Origin of the sequence: Azospirillum halopraeferens DSM 3675 (genome assembly GCF_000429625.1) — a bacterium.
In the GTDB taxonomy this organism is placed as follows: Bacteria; Pseudomonadota; Alphaproteobacteria; order Azospirillales; family Azospirillaceae; genus Azospirillum; species Azospirillum halopraeferens.
Genome location: NZ_AUCF01000041.1, coordinates 20,995 through 42,107, shown reverse-complemented (window position 1 = coordinate 42,107; position 21,113 = coordinate 20,995). Strand labels below are relative to the sequence as shown.

23 protein-coding genes and 1 other RNA gene are annotated in these 21,113 nt (G+C 70.3%); 5 read left to right on the top strand and 19 right to left on the bottom strand.

The window, feature by feature from the left end; all coding sequences use genetic code 11:
• The 3 genes from G472_RS0123800 to G472_RS0123790 all read left to right on the top strand — a co-directional run.
• A partial coding sequence (locus G472_RS0123800; protein WP_029010385.1) for an electron transfer flavoprotein subunit alpha/FixB family protein occupies nucleotides 1–762 on the top strand: 762 nt, incomplete at its 5' end.
• A 42-nt stretch (nucleotides 763–804) separates the two neighbouring features.
• The gene (locus tag G472_RS0123795) at nucleotides 805–1,683 is read left to right on the top strand and encodes a 3-hydroxybutyryl-CoA dehydrogenase (protein ID WP_029010384.1); all 879 of its coding nucleotides are present in this window, start codon (nucleotides 805–807) and stop codon (nucleotides 1,681–1,683) included.
• 132 nt (nucleotides 1,684–1,815) lie between these two features.
• Nucleotides 1,816–2,385 carry a DUF4142 domain-containing protein gene (locus G472_RS0123790; RefSeq protein ID WP_084536881.1) on the top strand — a complete coding sequence of 190 codons (570 nt, stop codon included), beginning with the start codon at nucleotides 1,816–1,818 and terminating at the stop codon, nucleotides 2,383–2,385.
• A gap of 75 nt (nucleotides 2,386–2,460) precedes the next feature.
• Here the strand turns inward: G472_RS0123790 and ftsH are convergent, their stop codons facing one another.
• From ftsH to G472_RS0123700, 19 genes are all read right to left on the bottom strand, one after another.
• A complete protein-coding gene (gene ftsH / locus G472_RS0123785) occupies nucleotides 2,461–4,407 on the bottom strand; it encodes an ATP-dependent zinc metalloprotease FtsH (protein ID WP_029010382.1) in 1,947 nt (648 codons plus the stop codon).
• An 84-nt stretch (nucleotides 4,408–4,491) separates the two neighbouring features.
• Complete coding sequence (tilS, locus tag G472_RS0123780) at nucleotides 4,492–5,841, bottom strand: tRNA lysidine(34) synthetase TilS (RefSeq protein ID WP_029010381.1); 1,350 nt, start codon at nucleotides 5,839–5,841, stop codon at nucleotides 4,492–4,494.
• A gap of 7 nt (nucleotides 5,842–5,848) precedes the next feature.
• Nucleotides 5,849–6,766, bottom strand: coding sequence for a tol-pal system protein YbgF (ybgF, locus tag G472_RS0123775; RefSeq protein ID WP_029010380.1), 918 nt, complete (start codon nucleotides 6,764–6,766; stop codon nucleotides 5,849–5,851).
• 207 nt (nucleotides 6,767–6,973) lie between these two features.
• Entirely contained in the window at nucleotides 6,974–7,450 is a 477-nt protein-coding gene (pal, locus tag G472_RS0123770; protein WP_029010379.1) for a peptidoglycan-associated lipoprotein Pal, read from the bottom strand.
• A 163-nt stretch (nucleotides 7,451–7,613) separates the two neighbouring features.
• Nucleotides 7,614–8,966, bottom strand: coding sequence for a Tol-Pal system beta propeller repeat protein TolB (gene tolB, locus G472_RS0123765; protein ID WP_029010378.1), 1,353 nt, complete (start codon nucleotides 8,964–8,966; stop codon nucleotides 7,614–7,616).
• Nucleotides 8,967–8,968: 2 nt separating this feature from the next.
• Nucleotides 8,969–10,051 (bottom strand): membrane protein, encoded by a 1,083-nt coding sequence (locus G472_RS0123760; protein WP_029010377.1) that lies wholly within the window; start codon nucleotides 10,049–10,051, stop codon nucleotides 8,969–8,971.
• 16 nt (nucleotides 10,052–10,067) lie between these two features.
• Nucleotides 10,068–10,562, bottom strand: a complete 495-nt coding sequence (locus G472_RS0123755; protein WP_029010376.1) for an ExbD/TolR family protein — start codon at nucleotides 10,560–10,562, stop codon at nucleotides 10,068–10,070.
• A gap of 1 nt (nucleotide 10,563) precedes the next feature.
• On the bottom strand, nucleotides 10,564–11,274 hold the full coding sequence (gene tolQ, locus G472_RS0123750; RefSeq protein ID WP_245593567.1) for a protein TolQ: 711 nt from the start codon (nucleotides 11,272–11,274) through the stop codon (nucleotides 10,564–10,566).
• A 17-nt stretch (nucleotides 11,275–11,291) separates the two neighbouring features.
• Nucleotides 11,292–11,741 (bottom strand): tol-pal system-associated acyl-CoA thioesterase, encoded by a 450-nt coding sequence (ybgC, locus tag G472_RS0123745; protein ID WP_029010374.1) that lies wholly within the window; start codon nucleotides 11,739–11,741, stop codon nucleotides 11,292–11,294.
• Nucleotides 11,734–12,828: a Holliday junction branch migration DNA helicase RuvB gene (ruvB, locus tag G472_RS0123740; RefSeq protein WP_029010373.1), complete on the bottom strand. Its 1,095-nt coding sequence runs from the start codon at nucleotides 12,826–12,828 to the stop codon at nucleotides 11,734–11,736. The genes ybgC and ruvB overlap by 8 nt, the downstream gene beginning before the upstream one ends.
• Nucleotides 12,825–13,448: a Holliday junction branch migration protein RuvA gene (gene ruvA, locus G472_RS0123735; RefSeq protein ID WP_029010372.1), complete on the bottom strand. Its 624-nt coding sequence runs from the start codon at nucleotides 13,446–13,448 to the stop codon at nucleotides 12,825–12,827. The genes ruvB and ruvA overlap by 4 nt, the downstream gene beginning before the upstream one ends.
• Nucleotides 13,445–13,981, bottom strand: coding sequence for a crossover junction endodeoxyribonuclease RuvC (ruvC, locus tag G472_RS0123730; RefSeq protein ID WP_029010371.1), 537 nt, complete (start codon nucleotides 13,979–13,981; stop codon nucleotides 13,445–13,447). Before ruvC ends, ruvA begins: the two co-directional genes overlap by 4 nt.
• 40 nt (nucleotides 13,982–14,021) lie before the next feature.
• Entirely contained in the window at nucleotides 14,022–14,774 is a 753-nt protein-coding gene (locus tag G472_RS0123725; RefSeq protein WP_029010370.1) for a YebC/PmpR family DNA-binding transcriptional regulator, read from the bottom strand.
• 210 nt (nucleotides 14,775–14,984) lie between these two features.
• The gene (locus G472_RS0123720; RefSeq protein WP_029010369.1) at nucleotides 14,985–15,464 is read right to left on the bottom strand and encodes a DUF29 domain-containing protein; all 480 of its coding nucleotides are present in this window, start codon (nucleotides 15,462–15,464) and stop codon (nucleotides 14,985–14,987) included.
• Nucleotides 15,465–15,483: 19 nt separating this feature from the next.
• Complete coding sequence (locus G472_RS0123715; RefSeq protein ID WP_029010368.1) at nucleotides 15,484–16,305, bottom strand: TIGR00282 family metallophosphoesterase; 822 nt, start codon at nucleotides 16,303–16,305, stop codon at nucleotides 15,484–15,486.
• Between the two features lie 16 nt (nucleotides 16,306–16,321).
• Nucleotides 16,322–16,921, bottom strand: a complete 600-nt coding sequence (locus G472_RS35245; RefSeq protein WP_035693561.1) for a 5-formyltetrahydrofolate cyclo-ligase — start codon at nucleotides 16,919–16,921, stop codon at nucleotides 16,322–16,324.
• A gap of 32 nt (nucleotides 16,922–16,953) precedes the next feature.
• Nucleotides 16,954–17,117, bottom strand: a non-coding RNA gene (gene ssrS / locus G472_RS38360) — 6S RNA.
• Nucleotides 17,118–17,132: 15 nt separating this feature from the next.
• A complete protein-coding gene (locus tag G472_RS0123705; RefSeq protein WP_029010367.1) occupies nucleotides 17,133–17,456 on the bottom strand; it encodes a cell division protein ZapA in 324 nt (107 codons plus the stop codon).
• On the bottom strand, nucleotides 17,453–17,686 hold the full coding sequence (locus G472_RS0123700; protein WP_029010366.1) for a hypothetical protein: 234 nt from the start codon (nucleotides 17,684–17,686) through the stop codon (nucleotides 17,453–17,455). The genes G472_RS0123705 and G472_RS0123700 overlap by 4 nt, the downstream gene beginning before the upstream one ends.
• A 269-nt stretch (nucleotides 17,687–17,955) precedes the next feature.
• Here G472_RS0123700 and tkt point away from each other — a divergent pair, with 269 nt between their 5' ends.
• Nucleotides 17,956–19,944: a transketolase gene (gene tkt, locus G472_RS0123695; RefSeq protein ID WP_029010365.1), complete on the top strand. Its 1,989-nt coding sequence runs from the start codon at nucleotides 17,956–17,958 to the stop codon at nucleotides 19,942–19,944.
• A 75-nt stretch (nucleotides 19,945–20,019) separates the two neighbouring features.
• Complete coding sequence (gene gap / locus G472_RS0123690) at nucleotides 20,020–21,027, top strand: type I glyceraldehyde-3-phosphate dehydrogenase (RefSeq protein ID WP_029010364.1); 1,008 nt, start codon at nucleotides 20,020–20,022, stop codon at nucleotides 21,025–21,027.
• Nucleotides 21,028–21,113 lie beyond the last annotated feature (86 nt).

The following is a 21,113-nucleotide window of genomic DNA, read 5'->3' as shown; positions in this document are numbered from 1 at the left end:
GCGCCGGAGTACGCCCACGGCCTGCCGGAGGCCGTGGCGCCCCTGGTGGCGCGGCTGGCCGGGGAGGGCTACGGCCATGTGCTGGCCGCCGCCACCAGCTACGGCAAGAACCTGCTGCCGCGCGCCGCGGCGCTGCTGGACGTGGCGGCCATCTCCGACATCCTCAGCGTGGAGGGTGAGGACACCTTCACCCGGCCGATCTACGCCGGCAACGCCATCGCCACGGTGCGCTCGTCCGACCCGGTGAAGGTGATCACCGTGCGCACCACCGCCTTCGAGGCGGCAGCGGCGCAGGGCGGTTCGGCGTCCATCGAGACGGTGGACGGCACGGGCGACGCCGGCACGGCGCGCTTCGTCGGCCAGGAGCTGACGACGTCGGAGCGGCCGGAGCTGACGCAGGCGCGCGTGGTGGTGTCGGGCGGGCGCGGTATGGGTTCGGGCGAGAACTTCGCGCTGCTGGAGGCGCTGGCGGACACGCTGGGGGCGGCGGTGGGGGCGAGCCGGGCCGCGGTGGACGCGGGGTTCGTGCCCAACGACTATCAGGTCGGGCAGACCGGCAAGATCGTGGCGCCGGAGCTGTACATCGCCGTGGGCATCTCCGGCGCCATCCAGCACCTGGCCGGCATGAAGGACAGCAAGGTCATCGTTGCCATCAACAAAGATGAGGAAGCGCCCATCTTCCAGATCGCCGACTACGGCCTCGTCGCCGACCTTTTCAAGGCGGTGCCGGAGCTGACGGAAGCCCTGGACAAGGTGCGTTAAGCAAAGCCAATAACCCACCAAACGATCTGCGGGAAAAGCTCCATGTCCACGATCACGAAGATTGGCATCATCGGCGCCGGCCAGATGGGCAGCGGTATCGCCCATGTCTGCGCCCAGGCCGGCTACTCCATTGTTCTCAACGACATCAGCGAGGACGTGCTGACCAAGTCGGTTTCCCTCATCGCCAAGAACATGGACCGGCAGGTCCAGAAGGGCAAGATGAGCGAAGCCGACAAGACCGCGTCGCTCGATCGCATCAAGACCGGCACCGACATGGCGCTGTTCGGCGATTGCGACCTGGTGATCGAAGCAGCGACCGAGAACGAGTCGCTCAAGCGCGACATCTTCAAGAAGCTGGTGCCGAACCTGAAGCCCGAGGCTCTGATCGCCACCAACACCTCCTCGATTTCGATCACCCGCCTGGCGGCGTCGACCGATCGCCCCGCCAAGTTCATGGGCATGCACTTCATGAACCCGGTGCCGGTGATGCAGCTGGTCGAGCTGATCCGCGGCATCGCCACCGATGAGGAGACGTTCTCCGCGGTGCGTGAGCTGACGGCGAAGATCGGTAAGACCGCGGCCGTCGCCGAGGATTTCCCCGCCTTCATCGTCAACCGCATCCTGCTGCCGATGATCAACGAAGCGGTCTACACCCTGTATGAGGGCGTGGGCGGCGTGGAGGCCATCGACACCGCGCTGAAGCTGGGGGCCAATCACCCGATGGGCCCGCTGGAACTGGCGGACTTCATCGGCCTCGACACCTGCCTGGCCGTCATGCAGGTGCTCTACGAGGGTCTGGCCGACTCCAAGTACCGCCCCTGCCCGCTGCTGGTGAAGTACGTCGAAGCCGGCTGGGTCGGCCGCAAGGCGGGCCGCGGCTTTTACGACTATTCCAAGAACCCGCCTGTCCCCACCCGCTGAGCGGAGCGGACCACCGACGGACCTCTTCGGAACCCGCCGCGGCACGGCCGCGGCGGGCTTCGTCGTTCGGGAACAAGCCCCGGCGAATGCTGTTCGCGCTGGCAGATACCGCACTGCCAACGGAGCGTCTTCATGCGCCGACTCCTTGCCGCGGCCTGCGCCGTGGCACTGATCGCCGGACCGGTTCTCGCTCGGCCGGGGGATGCATCAGGGGGCAACCTCGCGCTCCAGGATCGCAACTTCCTGAGAGAAGCCGCGGTCCTTCACATGACCGGCATCCGCAGCGGGAAGATGGCGCAGGACCGGGCGGCGGACGAGCGTGTCCGAACGTTCGGGCGCGCCCTTGCCGACACGCACGCCAGGGCCATAGACGACTTGCAGACCCTGGCGGCCGATGCGGGCGCCACCCTGCCCGATGAGGTGGACCGCGTCACCCGGGGGCGCCTGGAGGCGCTGGCGGAACAGGACGGCGACCGCTTCGACCGCCGCTTCATGGATTTCCAGGACGAGATCCATGCCGCCGCGATCAAGCTGTACGAAGCGAAGGCGGACGGTGCCGACGACGACCGGGTGCGGCGCTACGCCCGCACCACCCTGCCCGACCTTCACGCCCATCACGACCGGGTCCGGGCCACCATGACCGCCCTGACCCGCAGCGCCACCGGCACCCCGCCCCCAGCCCCGGACGCCTCCATCCGCTGATCGCTTCCCCCCAAAAAAAACCGGCGCCCCCGCGAAGGGGCGCCGGTCCGGATGGTATCAGTAGGCGTTCGCCCGTCAGGTGCCCTGCGGCTCCGGATCGAGACCACCCGCTTCCTTGCCGCCGGTGGTCGGCGGGACCGACGCGCGGCGGCCGGGGCCGGCGGGCGCCTTCGGGGTCTGCACCGTCTCCTTGCGGCCGCCGTCCTCGTCGCGGATCAGCGGCTCACCACGCAGCAGCGTGTTGATGTCCTCGCCGCTCAGGGTCTCATACTCCAGCAGGCCCTTGGCCAGCGTGTGGAGCTGATCGATGTTCTCCGTCAGGATGCGCTTCGCCTCGCCGTAGGAGTCGTCGACGATCCGGCGGATCTCCTCGTCCACCACCTGGGCGGTGTGATCGGACATGTTCTTGTGCTGGGTGACGGAGTGGCCGAGGAAGACCTCCTGCGTCGGCTCGCCGTACAGCAGCGGGCCCAGCTTGTCGCTCATGCCCCACTCGGTGACCATACGGCGTGCCATGTCCGTGGCCATCTTGATGTCGCCCGAGGCGCCGGTGGTGACCCGCTCGCGACCGAAGATCAGCTCCTCGGCGATGCGGCCGCCCATGGCGACGCGCAGGTCCGCCTGCAGCTTCGCCTGGCTCAGCGAGATGCGGTCACCCTCCGGCAGGCGCATCACCATGCCCAGCGCACGGCCGCGCGGGATGATGGTGGCCTTGTGGACCGGATCGCTGTCGGGCTGATGGATGGCGACGATGGCGTGGCCGGCCTCGTGATAGGCGGTCAGCTTCTTCTCGTCCTCGGTCATGACCATGGAGCGGCGCTCCGCCCCCATCATGACCTTGTCCTTGGCGCCCTCGAACTCCGCCATGCCGACCACGCGCTTGCCCATGCGGGCGGCGAGCAGGGCCGCTTCGTTCACCAGGTTGGCGAGATCGGCGCCGGAGAAGCCGGGCGTGCCGCGGGCGATGATCTTCGCGTCCACGTCCGGGGCCAGCGGCACCTTGCGCATGTGGACCTTGAGGATCTTCTCGCGGCCCAGCACGTCGGGGTTGGGCACCACCACCTGCCGGTCGAAGCGGCCCGGACGCAGCAGCGCGGGGTCGAGCACGTCGGGCCGGTTGGTCGCGGCGATGAGGATGACGCCCTCGTTCGCCTCGAAGCCGTCCATCTCGACCAGGAGCTGGTTGAGGGTCTGCTCACGCTCGTCGTTGCCGCCACCGAGTCCGGCGCCGCGGTGGCGACCCACCGCGTCGATCTCGTCGATGAAGATGATGCACGGCGCGTTCTTCTTGCCCTGCTCGAACATGTCGCGCACGCGGCTGGCGCCGACGCCCACGAACATCTCCACGAAGTCGGAGCCGGAGATCGTGAAGAACGGCACGTTGGCCTCGCCCGCCACGGCACGTGCCGTCAGCGTCTTACCGGTACCCGGCGGACCCACGAGCAGCACGCCCTTCGGGATCTTGCCGCCCAGGCGCTGGAACTTCTGCGGGTCCTTCAGGAACTCCACGATTTCCTGAAGCTCCTGCTTGGCCTCGTCGATGCCGGCCACGTCGTCGAAGGTGACGCGGCCGACCTTCTCGGTGAGCAGACGCGCCCGGCTCTTGCCGAAGCCCATAGCCTTGCCGCCGCCCGACTGCATCTGGCGCATGAAGAAGATCCAGACGCCGATGAGCAGCAGCATCGGGAACCAGGACAGCAGCACGCTGAACAGCGAGGGGACGTTGCTGTCGTCCGGAACGGCGCTGATGCGCACGTTGCGCTCCGCCAGACGCTCCACCAGGTTGGCGTTCGGCGGGACATAGGTGCTGAACGACCGGCCATCGGTGAAGTGCCCGGTCACCTGGTCGCCCTTGATGGTCACGTCGGCCACCTGCCCGCGATTCACCTCGGCGAGAAGCTCGCTGAACGGCACCGTGGTCTGCGGGCTGCGGGTGGAGGAACTCTGGAACAGGTTGAACAACGCCACCAGCAGGAGGCCGATGATGATCCAGAGCGCGAGATTTTTGCCGAAGTTGTTCACGTTACACGCCTTTCTGCGAACCCTGCTCCGATCGGATTTCGGACCCGGAGGCCCACCCCCAATCCCACGGGCACGTCCACGAGATTAGATAATGCCGGACCCGTCTTTAACAACCGGAAAAGCTGGCCCTCCCAGGGGCATCCGCGGAGTGAACGCTACGTGTGCGGTCCAGTTCAACGGACCGCGGCGAACCCCTACCGACGGGACCGCCACCACCCCTTCGGCGTCCCACAGAGCGGGTAGCGTGACCCGCACGGCACCCGGCAGGGCAAGACGCTCCACCTCCGGCCGGAGAGCCCGCGCAGCCCGCCACCCGGCGGTACCGGAGCACGCCACCGTCAGCCCCGGCGGCGCGTCGGGCGACAGGACGACGCGGAAGCGGTCATCCCACAGGACGACCTCCCCCGGCCGTGCCGGAACGGCCCCCGCCGTGGCCCGCGGCTCCCGGGCGATCACAGTTTTTCCACGGTGGGACAGGACGATGCAGCCGGCCAGGGTGCGCCCGGCGGGAAGGCCGCCGGCGATCTCCGCGTACAGCCGTTCCAGCCGTTCGGCGCGGGGCGGGTACGGAGCGCCGCCGACACAGGCGACGGCGGCGGAGAGCGCGCGCAACCCCACCTCGTCCGGTGCCGCGGCCAGGGTGGCGGTATCGAGGCGCAGCCAGCCTTCCGGGAACACCTCCGCCGCATCGGCGAGCAGCACGGCCGTCGCCTCCTCCAGCGCCCGGCGGGCGCGGGCGGCGCGGCGGGCGGTGTCGCACAACCGATCGGCGCTCAGCCCCTCCGCCGACAGCAGCGGGGCAACGGCGCGCAGACGGCCCCGCGCATAGGCCGCGGAGCGGTTGGACGGATCCTCGATCCAGGGCTGGCCGAACGCCCGGCATGTGGCCTCCAGGGACGTCCGGGGCACGTCCAGCAGCGGGCGCACCACGCGCACCGGCCCCTCCCAGCGCAGCGGCGCCATGCCGGCCAGACCGTCGATGCCGCTGCCGCGCGACAGGCGCAGCAGCACCGTTTCGGCCTGGTCGTCCCGGTGGTGGGCCAGCAGCAGGTGCAGGATGCCCTCATCCCGGCAGCGCTCGGTCAGCAGGCGCCGCCGCGCCGTCCGGGCGGCGTCCTGGATGCCCGCGGCGGGCTTGCCGCCCTGCCAGCGCAGGGTGGCGTGGGCAATGCCATGCGCCGCCATCCAGCCGGCGACCCGAACGGCCTCCTCCGCTGACCCGGCGCGCAGGCCGTGGTCGACGGTCAGCGCCAGCACGGCGCCGCCGCGCGCCGCTGCCCAGCGCTGGGCGAGCACCGTCAGGGCCAGACTGTCGGCGCCGCCGGAGACGCCGACGGCAAGGCGCGGCCGCGCCTCGAAGCCGCCGATCCGGGCGAGCCGGTCGGCGAACCCGGCGTCGGAGAGGGGGGAAACCGTCGGCGCTGCGGCGTTCACGCCGCGATCAGCCCGGACAGTTGAGCTTCTTGCGCTCCTGGTCGGCGCGGCGCTTGACGCTGGCCGCCGCCTCCGGGAATCGGGTGACGAGCTGGGTGAAGGCGGTGCACGCCTCCTGCTTCTTGTTCAGCTTCGTCAGCGACATGCCCAGCTTGAGAAGGCTGTCGGGAGCCTTGCTCGACTTCGGGTACTTCTGGAACGCCTCGGCGAAGGCGACGGCCGCTTCCGCATGCTTGTCGCGCACGTAATAGGTTTCGCCCAGCCAGTATTGGGCGTTGGCGGCGTACTGGTGGGACTTGTTCTTCGCCAGGAACTGGGTGAAGGCGGCCTCCGCCTTGGCGTATTCGGACTGGCGAAGCAGTTCGAAGGCGTGCTCGTACTGCCGCACCGGGTCGGCGTTGGCGGGCAGGGATTGGGTCTGGGCCACCTGCGGGCCGGCCGGCTTCTGCCCCGGCGGCGGTCCCCCCGCAGCGGGAGGCGACGCGGGAGCAGCCGCGGCCGGGGGTGCTGCGGGCGCCGGAGCGGCGCCGGCGCCGCCACCCGACGAACCGCCACGGCCGCTTTCGATCTGCTGCAGGCGGAAGTCGATGTCGCCGTTCATGCGGTCCAGCCGGTCCCGGAGCTGGGAGAGCTGGTAGGTCGCCTCTTCATACTTGCCGGTCAGTTCCGACAGGGCGCGCTCCAGGCGCTGCAGGCGGATCTCGAAATCGGCGGCCAGCGACGGCGGAATGGCGGCACCGCCCTGCGCCACATCGAAAGCCTGTGCCACCTCCATCCGCACGCCCGCCGCGGCGACGCCGGCCTCCAGCCGGTCCAACCGGTGGGCAAGGGAGTCCGAGTCCTGAGCCGACGCGGGCGCGGCCAGCAGAAGGCCGCCCAGCAGCAGCGCGGCAAACGACGTCGACGTCTTCGATCCGGATCTCATGACCACCGTTTCCCCTGCACGCTCCGCCGGCGCGAACCGCTCCGCCGGCGACCCTGCGCGACCACGGGGGCGAAAATATGGCGCCGCCGCCGCGAAGGAAAGCGGCATTTTGGCGGTGCGGTCCGGCACCCCTCTCATGCGAAACGCCGCCCCGGGTTGCCCCGGAGCGGCGTTTGCAACACGGTCCCGTCGGGACGCGGCCGGTCGTCAGTCGACGACGGTCACGCCGCGGCGGTTCTGGGCCCAGGCCGCCTCGTTCGAGCCGAGGACCGCCGGGCGCTCCTTGCCGTAGGAGATGGTCTTGACGCGGGCCGGGTTGATGCCCTGCGCGACCATGTAGTTCTTCACGGAGTTGGCGCGACGCTCACCGAGCGCCAGGTTGTACTCGCGCGTGCCGCGCTCGTCCGCATGGCCTTCGACGGTCACGGTGACGTTCGGGTAGGTCTTCAGCCACTGGGACTGGCGCTCCAGGGTGGCGCGGGCCTCCGGCGACAGGTCGTAGCGGTCGAAACCGAAGAACACGCGGTCGCCGACGTTGACGACCAGATCCTCCTGCGAGCCCGGACGGATCTGGCTCGTCTGGGCGGTGCCGGTGCCGGTCGCAGCCCCGGAATCCTGCGGCGCGGTTTCGCACGCGGCGACGAGGGCGACGGCGGCGATCAGGCTCAGATACTTCATACGCATGTGATGGACCCCCTTGTGCGAAACACTGATAGCTTCGCGGTAGAACATTCGCGCTGGACGCTGACTTTCTCGCGCTGCGCCGCCAGACCCCGACGGCTCAGCGTATTTACTTCCGAGCTTGGTAACCGCGTCGTCACGCGGCGCGGAAAATAGTGCTACTCCTTTAGGGAATCAAGGGCGACCAAGCGGGATCCGAAGCATCCAGCGGCGTCGACACCCGCCGTTCATTAATGCCTGTGACATCAATGGAATGAAGCTTCGCGACGCGCCCGCGGCCGTCGCCCGACGGGGTCTCCTTGAAGTACATCAGCACGCGGCCGTTGGGGGCCCAGGTCGGTCCCTCCACATGGAAGGCCTCGGTCAGGATGCGCTCACCCGTGCCGTCGGGCCGGATGACGCCGACCGCGAACGAGCCGCCGCGCTGGCGCGTGAAGGCGATGAGGTCACCGCGCGGCGACCACACCGGCGTGCCGTACCGGCCGTCGCCGAAGGTCAGCCGCTTCACGCCGGAACCGTCGGCGCCCATGACGTAGAGCTGCTGGCTGCCGCCGCGGTCCGATTCGAAGACGATGCGGCTGCCATCGGGAGAATAGCTGGGGGCGGTGTCGATGCCGGGGCTGTCGGTCAACTGCGTCTGGCGGCGGGTGCGCAGGTCCAGCGTGTAGATGTCGGTGTTGCCGTTCTGCGCCATGCTCATGACGACGCGGTTGCCGTCGGGCGAGAAGCGCGGTGCGAAGGTCATGCCGGGGAAGTCGCCCAGCACCTCCTGCTTGCCGGTGTCGATGTTGAACAGGTACACGCGCGGCCGCTTGTTGAAGTACGACATGTACGTGATTTCCTGGGCCGTCGGCGAGAAGCGCGGCGTCAGCACCAGGGTTTGGCCGTCGGTGAGGAACTGATGGTTCTCGCCGTCCTGGTCCATGATGGCCAGGCGCTTCTGGCGGGCGTTGGCGGGACCCGACTCGGCGATGTAGACGATGCGCGTGTCGAAATAGCCGTCCTCGCCGGTCAGCCGCTTGTAGATGGCGTCGGCGATGATGTGGGCGATGCGGCGCCAGCTGTCGTGGGTGGCGGTGTAGGACAGGCCCGCCATGTACTGGCCGGCCACCACGTCCCACAGGCGGAAGTCCACCTTCATGCGGCCGTCGCCTGTGGTCTGGACGCTGCCGGCCACCAGGGCCTGGGCACCGATGGCGCGCCAGTCGGCATAGCGCGGCTCACCCGCCTGCAACTGCTCGGGCGATTGCAGGAACGCCTGGGGGTTGACCGGCCGGAACAGGCCGGAACGCTCCAGGTCGGCGGCGATGACGCCGGACATGTCGCGCCCGACCTGCACCTCCCGCCCGCCGGCGCCGTGGAAGCTCGTCACCGCGATGGGCAACGGCTCGGTCACGCCGCGGGTGATGTCGATGCGCAGCTCGGCGCGCGCCGGTTGCGGTGCCGCCACGCCGAGGGCGAGCAGCAGGGCCGCGGCGACGCCGGCGAGCCGCAGCAGAGGCCTGAATGTCGTCTTCATGGTCAGAACATGTCCCTCGGGTCGAACTTGAACACGATGGTGCGCCACTTGTCGTACGTATCCGGCGTGAACTCGCCGGGCAGCAGGTCGAGCGGGCTGGACCGCATGATCGCCCGCACCGCCGCATCGGCGGAGGCACGGAACGCCGCGTCGGAGCGGTAGCGGGGCAGGTACTGGGGATCGATCTCGGCCCGCACGACCGTGCGGTCGCGCGCCACCTCGATGCGGATCTCCACCACCATGCTCGCCGAATCCCGGCGGCCCGGGTCGAAGTTCCAGTTCTTGCTCACCTGGCCGCGGATGGCGTCGATCGCCCGGCCGGACGGCTGGAACGGCTTGTCGGGACCGGCCGCCGCCACCCTCGCACCGGACGGCGCCGGAGCGGGAGCGGGCTGCGACGACGGCTTGGGAAGGTCCTTCTTCAGGTCGTCGACGCTCGCCAGCAGGCTCGCCAAAGGATCCTCGGGCTTCTTCGGCTCGGGCTTCTTCGGCTCCGGCTTGGCAGGCTCAGGCTTCTTCGGTTCCGGCTTCGGCGGTTCGGGCTTCTTCGGTTCCGGTTTGGGCGGCTCGGGCCTGGCAGGCTCGGGCTTCGGCGGCTCCGGTTTGGGAGGCTCCGGCTTCGGTGGCTCGGGCTTCGGCGGCTCGGGCCTGGGCGGCTCGGGCTTGCGCGGCTCCGGCCGCGGTGTCGGCACGGGCGACGGTTCCGGTGTCGGAGGCGGCGGCGGCGGGGGTGGCGGCTCGGGTGCGCGGCGCGGCGGCTCCGGCTCGCGCGGCGGCGGCGGAAGCTGGGCGAGCTTGGGCGGCTCCGGCGCCTTGGGCGGCGGCGGGGGCGGCGGCGGGGCCTCGGCCACCGGCTCGGGCGGCGGCGGGGCCGGCTTGCTCTCCGGCACCACCGGGCGCGGCGGCTGCGGGCGCGGCTCGCCGCGGTCCACCCGCGCCGCCTGCGTCACCTCGCCCAGGTCCACGATCTCGATCGGGATCGACGGCGGGATGTCAAGGGTGCGATCGCTGGGCGGCAGGCCGAGCACGACCAGCGCGATCAGCGCCCCGTGCAGCACCGCCGATGCGATCAGGTGTTGGCGCATGTGCGATCCCGTCGTCTCAGCGCACCGGTTTGGCCGCCGGCGTGCCGACCACCGGGCCCTGCGGCCCGGCAACGGCGTTCGGCAGCTCGGCCACCAGGCCGACCTTCTTGAATCCGGCGGCGCTCATGGTGCCCATGACCTCCAGCATCTTGCCGTAGGCGATGGCGCCGTCCCCGCGCACGAGGATGCGGGCTTCGGGGTTGGAGCCGGTGATCGCCACCAGCAGCGGCACCATGGCGCCGATCTCCACCCGCTGCTCCTGCACGAACACGGTGCCGTCGCGCTGCACGGTGACGAACAGCGGGTCCTTCTGCGCCTCCAGCGGGGCGGCGTTGGTCTTGGGCAGATCGACCGGGACGCCGACCGTCAGCAGCGGCGCCGCCACCATGAAGACGATCAGCAGCACCAGCATGACGTCGATGAAGGGCGTCATGTTGATGTCGGACATGGCGCGGTAGGCGCGCCGGCGTCCGCGGCCGTGGCTGCCCCTGGCTGCGAGCTGGGCTCCCATCTCAGGCGGCCCCCCGTTCCTCGAGGTAGCGCGACAGGATGGACGAGAACTCGCCGGAGAACGCCTCCAGGCGGTCGGCGTAGCGCGCCAGGTCGGTGGTGAACTTGTTGTAGGCGACGACCGCGGGAATGGCCGCCAGCAGGCCCATGGCGGTGGCGAACAGCGCCTCGGCGATGCCCGGCGCCACCACGGCGAGGCTGGTGTTGTTGGACGCGGCGATCGAGGTGAAGGAGTTCATGATGCCCCACACCGTGCCGAACAGGCCGATGAAGGGCGCCACCGAACCGACCGAGGCGAGGAAGGTCATATAGCGCTCGGCGCGCGCCATCTCGCGGCCGATCGTCACCGACATCACCCGCTCCACCCGCTGCTGCAGCGACGCCTTCATGGCGCTGCCGAAGCCGCGGTCGGCGGCGTGCCGCCATTCCCGCATGCCCGCGGCGAAGGTCGCGGACATGGGGTCCTCCGGCCGCTGGCCGATGCGGTCGTAGAGCTGGTCCAGCGAACCGCCGGACCAGAAGCTCTCCTCGAACGCGTCGGCCTGGGCGTTGAGACGGCGGATGCGCATCACCTTCTCGATGACGATCGCCCAGCACCAGACCGAGGCGAGCAGCAGCAGCACCATCACCGACTTGACCACCAGGTCGGCCTGCATGAACAGGCCCCACATGGTGATATCGTGAACCTGGGCAACCGCGCCCGCGGCATTCATGGCTTGCTCCATCGCTGTCAGTCTCGTGTCTGGCGTTGGTACAGGTCGAAAAGCGCCTCGCGCACGGCCGCCGGCAAGCGGGCCGGCCGTCCGGTGCGATTGATCATCGCGATCGTCAGATCCGCCCGCGCGAGGAGATGCCCGTCGCGACGGACCGATTGTGCTACTGCGAAGGAGGCGCCGCCGATATCGGTGATCCTCGTCTCCACTTCAAGCGTGTCTTCGAGCCGGGCGGGAGCGACAAAATCGATCTTCACCCTGCGTACCGCAAATGACACACCCGCCTCCCCGGCGAGCGCGCCGTGGCTGAGGCCCAGCCGGCGCAGCATCTCCGAGCGTGCCCGTTCGACGAAGCGCAGATAGTTGGCGTGATAGACGATGCCCCCGGCATCCGTGTCCTCGTAATAGACGCGCAAGGGGAAGCGGTGCGTCCCGTCCGGGGCGAAGAATCCCGACAGATCAGGCATCGTCGCCTCCCCCGTCCCGATCTCCGTCCCCGTCCGCCGGCGGCAGCCGGTCCAGCAGGTCGAACTGGCGCGCCGGCGCGGCCGGCGGGTTGAGGCCGAGATAGCGGAATCCCTGGTCGGTCAGCATGCGCCCGCGCGGCGTGCGCTGCAGGAATCCCTGCTGGATCAGGTAGGGTTCCACCACCTCCTCCAGCACGTCGCGCTGCTCGCCCAGCGCCGCCCCCAGCGTCTCCACGCCCACCGGGCCGCCGCCGTAGTTCTGCGCGATGATGCCGAGATAGCGGCGGTCCATGCTGTCGAGCCCCAGGGGATCGACCTCCAGCCGGGTCAGCGCGGCGTCGGCCGCCCGCTTGTCCACCTCCTCCACACCGGCCACCGAGGCGAAATCGCGCACCCGGCGCAACAGGCGCCCGGCCACGCGCGGCGTCCCGCGCGAGCGGTTGGCGATCTCCCGCGCCCCCTCGGGCGTGATGGCCATGCCGAACACCCCGGCGGCGCGGCGCACGATCAGCTCCAGCTCGTCCGGCTCGTAGAATTGCAGGCGCACGGGGATGCCGAAGCGTTCGCGCAGCGGCCGGGTGATGAGGCCGGAGCGGGTGGTGGCCCCCACCAGGGTGAAGGGCGGCAGGTCGATGCGGATGGAGCGCGCCGACGGCCCCTCGCCGATGATCAGGTCGAGCTGGAAATCCTCCATCGCCGGGTACAGCACCTCCTCGACCGCGGGGTTGAGGCGGTGGATCTCGTCGATGAACAGCACGTCGTGGGGTTGCAGGTTGGTCAGCAGCGCCGCGAGGTCGCCGGCCCGCGCGATCATCGGGCCGGAGGTGGCGCGGAACCCGACGCCGAGTTCGCGGGCGACGATCTGCGCCAGCGTCGTCTTGCCCAGCCCCGGCGGGCCGAACAGCAGCACATGGTCCAACGCCTCGCCGCGGCCGCGGGCGGCCCGGATGAACACCGACAGGTTCTCGCGCGCCTGGCGCTGGCCGATGAACTCCGCCAGGGACAACGGGCGGATCGACGCCTCCGCGGCGTCGCCGCTGCCGGCGCCGGTCTGCACCAGCCGGTCGTTCCCGGGGCCGGCGGTCATTGGCTCAGTTCCTTCAGGGCGATGCGGATCAGGTCGCCGACCGCGGCATCGTCACCGGCGGTGCGCAGGGCAGCCACCGCGGCGCCGTACGCCTCGGACCGGCCGTAGCCCAGGTTGACCAGCGCCGACACCGCGTCGGCCATGGCGCCGCCGCCGGCCGCCGCGGCCGGCGGCGCCCCTTTGGCCGCCGCACCCGCCGGGGCGGCGGCTCCGGCGGCGATGGTGCCCACCTTGTCCTTGAGTTCGTTGATGATGCGCGCCGCCAGCTTCGGCCCGACGCCGTCGGCCCGGCTGAGCGCCGTCTTGTCCTGCGCCGCGATGGCGTGGGAGAGCTGGTCGGCGTCGAGCACCGACAGGATCGCCAGCGCCGAGCGCGCCCCCACCCCCTGGATGGCGGTGAGCATGCGGAACCAGTCCCGCTCGCCCGCGTCGGCGAAGCCGTAGAGCACGATGCGGTCGTCGCGCACGAACGTCTCGACCACCAGCGCCGCCCGCCCGCCGCGCTCCAGCCGCGCCAGCGTGCGGCCGGAGCAGGTCAGCAGGTACCCCACCCCGTTGACGTCCAGCACCACCCAGTCGGCCCCGGACGAGTCCACGCTGCCCGTGAGTTTGGCGATCACGAAGAACCTCCCTGCAAGCCGTTACCCTCCCGCCGCCACACGGCCCAGGTGTTGCGGTGATGGGCGTGGCAGATGGCCACGGCCAGCGCGTCCGCGGCGTCGGGGCTGGTGATGGCGCAGCCGGGCAGCAGGGCCCGCACCATGGTCTGCACCTGCGCCTTGGCGGCGCGTCCGGCGCCCACCACGGCCTTCTTCACCATGTTGTTGGGGTATTCGGCCACCGCCAGCCCGGCCTGCGCCGGCACCAGCAGGGCCACGGCGCGGGCCTGGCCCAGCTTGAGGGTGGAGACGGCGTTGGTGTTGACGAAGGTTTCCTCCACCGCCGCCTCGTCGGGCCGGTAGTGCGCCACCACGGCGCTCAGCGCCTCGTGGAGCTGGCACAGCCGCTGCGCCAGCGGACAGCGGTCGTCGGAATGGACGGCACCGTCGGCCACGTGGCGCAGGCGGTTGCCCGCCACGTCCACGATGCCCCAGCCGGTGTGCCGCAGCCCCGGGTCGATTCCCAGGAGCCGCAGCGCGGGCGTTTCCGCCATGGCCGCACCTCTGCCCTGCCCCACCGGCGGCTCCTTCGGATCAGGCGGTCAGCCGCTCCATGACGTCGGCCGGGATGTCGAAGTTGCCTTCGACCGTCTGCACGTCGTCGTTGTCTTCCAGCACGTCCAGCAGCTTCAGCAGGCTGGCGGCGGCCTCCTCCGACGGGGCGACGGTGTTGAGCGGCTTCCACGTCAGGCGGGCGCTCTCGGCGCCGGAGAACTTCTCCTCCAGCGCGTCGCGCACGGCGGCGAAGTTTTCCACGGTGGTCGTGACCTCGTGGCCGTTCTCATCGGATTCCACATTGTCGGCGCCCGCCTCCAGCGCCGCCTCGAACATGGCGTCGGCGGAGGCGGCGGAGGCGGGGTAATAGACCGCACCGACGCGCGAGAACATGAAGCTGACCGAGTTGGTCTCGCCCAGGGACCCGCCGTACTTGGTGAAGGCGGAGCGCACCTCGGCGGCGGTGCGGTTGCGGTTGTCGGTCAGCGCCTCGACGATCAGCGCGACGCCGCCCGGACCGTAGCCCTCGTAGCGGACCTCTTCATAGTTGGCGTCGTCGCCGCCGCCGGGCGTGCCCTGCTTGATGGCGCGGTCGATGCGGTCGCGCGGCATGTTCTGCGCCCGCGCGGCCAGGATGGCGGCGCGCAGGCGCGGGTTCGCGGCCGGATCGGGCAGGCCCCCCTTCGCGGCGACGGTGATCTCGCGCGCCAGCTTGTTGAAGATCTTGGACCGCTTGGCGTCCTGCGCGCCCTTGCGGTGCATGATGTTCTTGAACTGTGAATGACCGGCCATGCGTCGGACGAGCCTCGATCAAGGTATTGAAAGAAATGCCGGACGGGGCACGCGCCGGACACTGCATGTGGTGGACGCCCCCGCCCCTTCGGGGGCGACACGAACACCCTCCGGCTTAGAAAGTCAATATGGCGAGATTGCGGCCGTCCGGCCCCGTTCGCGGTAGGCCCCACCCGAAAGCGGCACGCCGCCCGTGACGGTGCCGCGGCCCTACGCCACCCCGTGCCGGTTGGCCGGCCACCAGTCCTCGTCCAGGATCTGCCCGATGGTGTAGGGGCAATCGGCAGGGACGGCGTCGTCGCTAATGGTGTCGGTCTTCAGACTGCCGGTGGCATCCTTGCGCCCGCGCGCCCATGCCGGATCCAGGATTTCGTCGAGCTTGGCCCGCAGGCTCGGGCTGTCGTTCAGGATATCGATGGCGGCACGCCGGCCGTCGACGACCGACAGCTTCCAGCCCCGGCGCGGGAGGCGCGCCGGCGAGTGCTCCAGCTTCAGCAGGTGTTCGAGCACCCGCGCCAACTGGTTGCCAAGCGCCCGCCGGTCGCTGCGCCCCATGCTTTCCACCTCCTCGGCCAGATTCTCCCAGTCCACGGGGAGGTTGGCCCCCGACGACGCCGCCTCGCGCAGACGCGCCGCCTGGTCGACGGTCCAGGCGTAGAAATCCTCGTCGTACCGGGCGGTGTGGCCCATGGGGACCTCCGGGGGCTTGTCAGCGTCGCGACGGCATATGCTGGCTCAACCGGCCGCCCAGGCGCAACGGTTCGATATGGGTGGCCAGGCCGGTCCGATCGTCGGTTTCCACATAGACGCCGCACACGGTGGCCTCGCCCTCGGCCGGGCTCAGCCGCTCGGTCGGCAGCTTGCGGATCAGCTTGGCCATGGCGACCTGCTTCTTCATGCCGATGGCGCTGTCGTAGTCGCCGCACATGCCGGCGTCGGTCATGTAGGCGGTGCCGCCCGGCAGGATGGTGTGGTCGGCGGTGGGCACGTGGCTGTGGGTGCCGACCACCAGGGACACGCGGCCGTCCAGGTGATGGCCCATGATCATCTTCTCGCTGGTCGCCTCGCCGTGGAAGTCCAGCACCACCGCGTCCACCCCGCCCGGCCCCATGCGGTGGGTGCGCAGCACCCGGTCCACCGCCGCGAAGGGGTCGTCCAGCGGGTCCATGAACAGGCGCGCCATGGCGTTCATCACCAGCACCGAGCGCCGGCCGCGGGTTTGCAGCAGCACATAGCCCCGCCCCGGGGTGCCCTCCGGATAGTTCAGCGGCCGCAGGATGCGCGGGTGCTGGTCGATGGTCGACACCAGTTCCTTCTGGTCCCAGGCATGGTTGCCGGTGGTGACGACGTCGACGCCCGCCTCGAAGAAGTCCGTGGCGATGCGGACGGTGATGCCGAAGCCGCCGGCGGCGTTCTCGCCGTTGACCACCAGAAGGTCGGGGTCGAGCGTCTCACGGATGCGCGGCACCGCCGCGATCACCGCATCGCGCCCGCTGCGCCCGACCACATCACCCAGGAACACCAGTCTCATCACACCGCCTTGCATCTCAATCCGTCGTCGTCCCGCCGATCCGCAGCGCCTCGCGCTCGGTCACGATCCAGTCCAGGGGCTCGTCGTGGGGGCCGTGCGGCACCTGCCCCACCTCCTGCGCCGCGAAGCCCACGCCCACCGCCAGCGCCGGCCGCCCCGCCGCGCGGAGCCCGGCCAGGGTGCGGTCGTAATAACCGGCGCCATAGCCCAGCCGGTGCCCGCTGCGGTCGAACGCCAGGAACGGCACCAGCAGCACCGCCGGCACCACCTCCGGCACGCACTCCGCCGGTTCGCGGATGCCATAGCGGCCGTCGTGCATGGGGGTGTCCGGCCCCTGCCAGGCCCGGAAGCGCAGCGGCGTCCCGCGCGGGCCGGACACCGGCAGCGCCGCCGTGCGCCCGCCCTCCACAAGATGCAGCAGCAGCGGCCGCACGTCGAGTTCGGAACCGAGCGGCCAGTACCCCGCCACCGGCCCGTCGGGCAGCGGCACCTCGGCCGCCACCCGGTCGCGCACGGCGCGGGCCAGGCGGCTGCACGTTTCGGGGTCGGTGATGGCGTCGCGCAGCACCCGGGCGCGCAGCCGGGCCGCGGCCTTGGCCTCGCCGGGGTCGCTCATGGCGTGCCGGGGGCAGCGGGGGGAAAAGGGCGGAAGGTGCCGCCTCGGCCGTTGGTCATGTGCCTATCCTCCACGGCCTGCCTGAGCAGGTGGGCGCCGTATTACCGAGACCACGGCCTCGGCAGGGACAGCTCCCGGGACTTTAGGGTTATCGGCCCTGGGGATTAATGCGACCTGACGCACCAGGCAGCGAGCCTTCCTGTCCCAATACCTAGGCGCGTTCGAGCCGCGCTGCAACCTCTTCGATGCGCCGGGTGATGCCATCGACCGCTTCGACCATCTCCGCCTCCTCCGACGGGCGCAGCAGGGCGGACGGCGCCACGGCGCGGCCGGCCAGCAGATCCTGCAGCTCGTCGGCCAGCACCAGGCAGGTCATCACCAGCATCGGCGCCTCCGCGGCGGAGCGCCCGCCCCCCGTCAGCTCCTTCAGGCGCCGGTCCACATAGGCTGCCAGCTCGCGCAGCCGATCCTCCTGGCCCGGTTCGCAGGCCAGCAGGTAGGCCCGGCCGTTCACCTCGATCTCGACGCGCTTCATGGGGTTTCGTTCTCCAGAACCGCTTCCAGCCGGCCGATGGCGGCCTCCAGGCGGTGCGACACCGCTTCGGCGTTGGCCCGGGCCGCGTCCCGCTCGCTGCGCGCTTCCCGCAACGCCTCGCTCAACTCCGCCTCGCGGCGCCCGGCCCGGCCCTCGCGCGCCGCGGCCGCATTCTCCAGCCGGTCCACGGCCTTGCCGAGACGGAACAGCGCGTCCTTCAGGGCGTCCATGCGGGATCCGGGCCTTTCGCAGTTGCACAATAAGGGGACCCCCTACAGTTGGGACGGTTCGCGGGCGGCGTCAACCGGAAAAGGGGTGCTTGCCCGACGGCCGGAGGAACCCGACCCACCCGTTCGTGCATGGCATTTCCTGCCCATTCGCGTGTTGACCACGGTGCCGCGTATCTGCATGGTGCGGCCATCCGGCGGGGTCCCGGCGCGGCCCCGGCGGGAACGTCGTGTGAAAACGCCGTCGCGCCGTTCTCGGGAACCCAGAAAACATGACCGCACCCACCGCAGACGTATCCCTGGAGACCATGGCCAGCGCCATCCGCGCCCTCGCCATGGACGCCGTCGAGGCCGCGAAATCCGGCCATCCGGGCATGCCCATGGGCATGGCCGACGTCGCCACGGTGCTGTTCTCGCGGTTCCTGAAGTTCGATCCCGCCCACCCCACCTGGCCCGACCGCGACCGCTTCGTCCTGTCGGCCGGCCACGGCTCGATGCTGATCTACGCGCTGGCCCACCTGACGGGCTACGAGCGCATGACCATCGACCAGCTCAAGGCGTTCCGTCAGCTCGGCAGCCTGACCCCCGGCCACCCCGAGGTGGACCCGGAGATCGGCGTGGAGATGACCACCGGACCGCTCGGCCAGGGCATCTCGACCGCGGTCGGCATGGCGCTGGCCGAGCGGATCGCCAACGCCCGCTTCGGCGGCGACCTGGTCGATCACTTCACCTACGTCATCGCGTCGGACGGCGACCTGATGGAGGGCGTGAGCCACGAGGCGTGCTCGCTGGCCGGCCACCTGAAGCTGAACCGGCTGATCGTGCTGTGGGACGACAACCACATCTCCATCGACGGCTCCACCGACCTCAGCTTCACTGACGACACGCAGGCGCGCTTCCGCGCCTACGGCTGGGACGTCCGGGCCGTGGACGGCCACGACATCGCCGCCGTCGCCGATGCCATCGCGGCGGCGCAGGCCAGCGACAAGCCGTCGTTCATCGCCTGCCGCACCATCATCGGCAAGGGCGCGCCCAACAAGCAGAACACCCACGGCTGCCACGGCTCGCCGCTGGGCCTGGACGAGGTGAAGGCGACCCGCGACAACATCGGCTGGCCGCACGAGCCGTTCGTGATTCCGCAGGAGGTCGTGGACGCCTGGCGCGCCGCCGGCCGCCGCTCCGCCGACGCCTACGCCGCGTGGGAGGGCCGCCATGGCGCCCTCGACCCGGCCGCCCGCTCGGCCTTCGACGCGGCCATGAGCGGCGGCGCCCCGGCGGCTCTGCCGGAGGCGATCGAGTCGTTCAAGGCGAAGGTGTCGGCCGAGAAGCCGAGCTGGGCCACCCGCGTGGCGTCGGGCAACGTGCTGGAGGTGCTGGTCCCGGCGGTGCCGGAGCTGGTCGGCGGCTCCGCCGACCTCACGCCGTCCAACAACACGAAGGTGAAGAACACCGCCGACGTGCAGGCCGGCAGCTACGGCGGCCGCTATGTGCGCTACGGCGTGCGCGAGCACGGCATGGCCACCGTCATGAACGGCATGGCGCTGCACCGCGGCGTCATCCCCTACGGCGGCACCTTCATGCAGTTCGCCGACTATTGCCGCCCCGCCATCCGCCTGGCCGCGCTGATGAAGCAGCGCGTCGTCTTCGTGATGACCCACGACAGCATCGGCCTGGGCGAGGACGGCCCCACCCACCAGCCGGTGGAGCATCTGGCCGCCCTGCGCGCCATCCCCAACCTGCTGGTGATGCGCCCCGCCGACGCGGTGGAAACCGCCGAGTGCTGGCAGATCGCGCTGGAAAGCACGGACGCCCCGTCGGTGCTGGCGCTGACCCGCCAGAACCTGCCGACCCTGCGCACGGAGCACACGGCCGAGAACCGCAGCGCGAAGGGCGCCTACGTCCTGGCCGAGGCGGAGGGGACGCGCGCCGTCACCCTGCTCGCCACGGGGTCGGAGGTGTCCATCGCCATGGACGCCCGCCGCACCCTGCAGGCCGAAGGCATCGGCACCGCCGTCGTCTCCATGCCCTGCTGGGAGCTGTTCGAGCGCCAGCCGGAGTCCTACCGGGCCGAGGTGCTGGGCAACGGCGTCACAGTGGCGATCGAAGCGGCGGTGCGCCAGGGCTGGGACCGCTGGATCGGCCGCGACGGCGCTTTCGTCGGCATGGCCGGGTTCGGCGAATCCGCCCCCTATCAGGACCTGTACCGCCACTTCGGCATCACCGCCGAGGCCGCGGTCGCCGCCGCAAAGGCGCGCCTGTAACCGCAATCGCCCATCCATTCATGGGATAACCGGCCGGGAAACGGTCCGCGGCCGGGCAATGACGGAGGATCAGTCATGGCTGTTCGGGTTGCCATCAACGGGTTCGGTCGTATCGGCCGTCTGGTGCTGCGGGCCATCTACGAGTCGGGCCGCACCGATGTCGAGGTCGTGGCCATCAACGACCTCGCCGACCTTGCCACCAATGTCCATCTGCTGAAGTACGACAGCGTCCACGGCCGCTTCCCCGGCACCGTCGAGGCGAAGGACGGCAATCTCGTCGTCAACGGCCACGCCATCAAGGTCGTGCAGGAGCGCGAGCCTGCCAAGCTGCCGTGGAAGGACCTGGGCGTCCAGGTCGCCATGGAGTGCTCGGGCATCTTCACCTCGCGCGAGAAGGCGTCGCTGCACCTGGAGGCGGGTGCGGAGAAGGTGCTGATCTCCGCCCCGGCCACCGACGAGGACATCACCGTCGTCTACGGCGTCAACCACGACAAGCTGACGGCCGATCACCGCATCGTCTCCAACGCGTCGTGCACCACCAACTGCCTGGCGCCGGTCGCCTTCGTGCTGAACAACACGATCGGCATCGACCACGGCTTCATGACCACCATCCATTCCTACACCGGCGACCAGCGCGTCGTGGATACCATGCACAAGGACCTGCACCGCGCGCGCGCGGCGGCCCTGAACATGATCCCGACCTCCACCGGCGCCGCCAAGGCGGTGGGCAAGGTGCTGCCGGATCTGAAGGGCAAGCTGGACGGCACCGCCATCCGCGTGCCGACGCCGAACGTCTCGGTCGTCGACTTCAAGTTCGTCGCCAAGCGCGCCACCTCGGTGGAAGAGATCCAGAAGGCGATCCGCGAGGCCGCCGAGGGCCCGCTGAAGGGCGTGCTCGGCTGCTACGACGAGCCGCTGGTGTCGAGCGACTTCAACCATGACGCCCACTCCTCGATCTTCGCCCTGAAGGAGACCAAGGTGATCGACGGCACCTTCGTGCGCGTCATGACCTGGTACGACAACGAGTGGGGCTTCTCCTGCCGCATGAGCGACACCGCCGTCGCCATGGTGAACGCGAAGTAAGCCTCGCCGCGCACTGTCGAACCCGAACGGAAAGGGGCGCCTCCGCAGGGAGGCGCCCCGTTTTGTTGCGTGGCATGAATACCGCC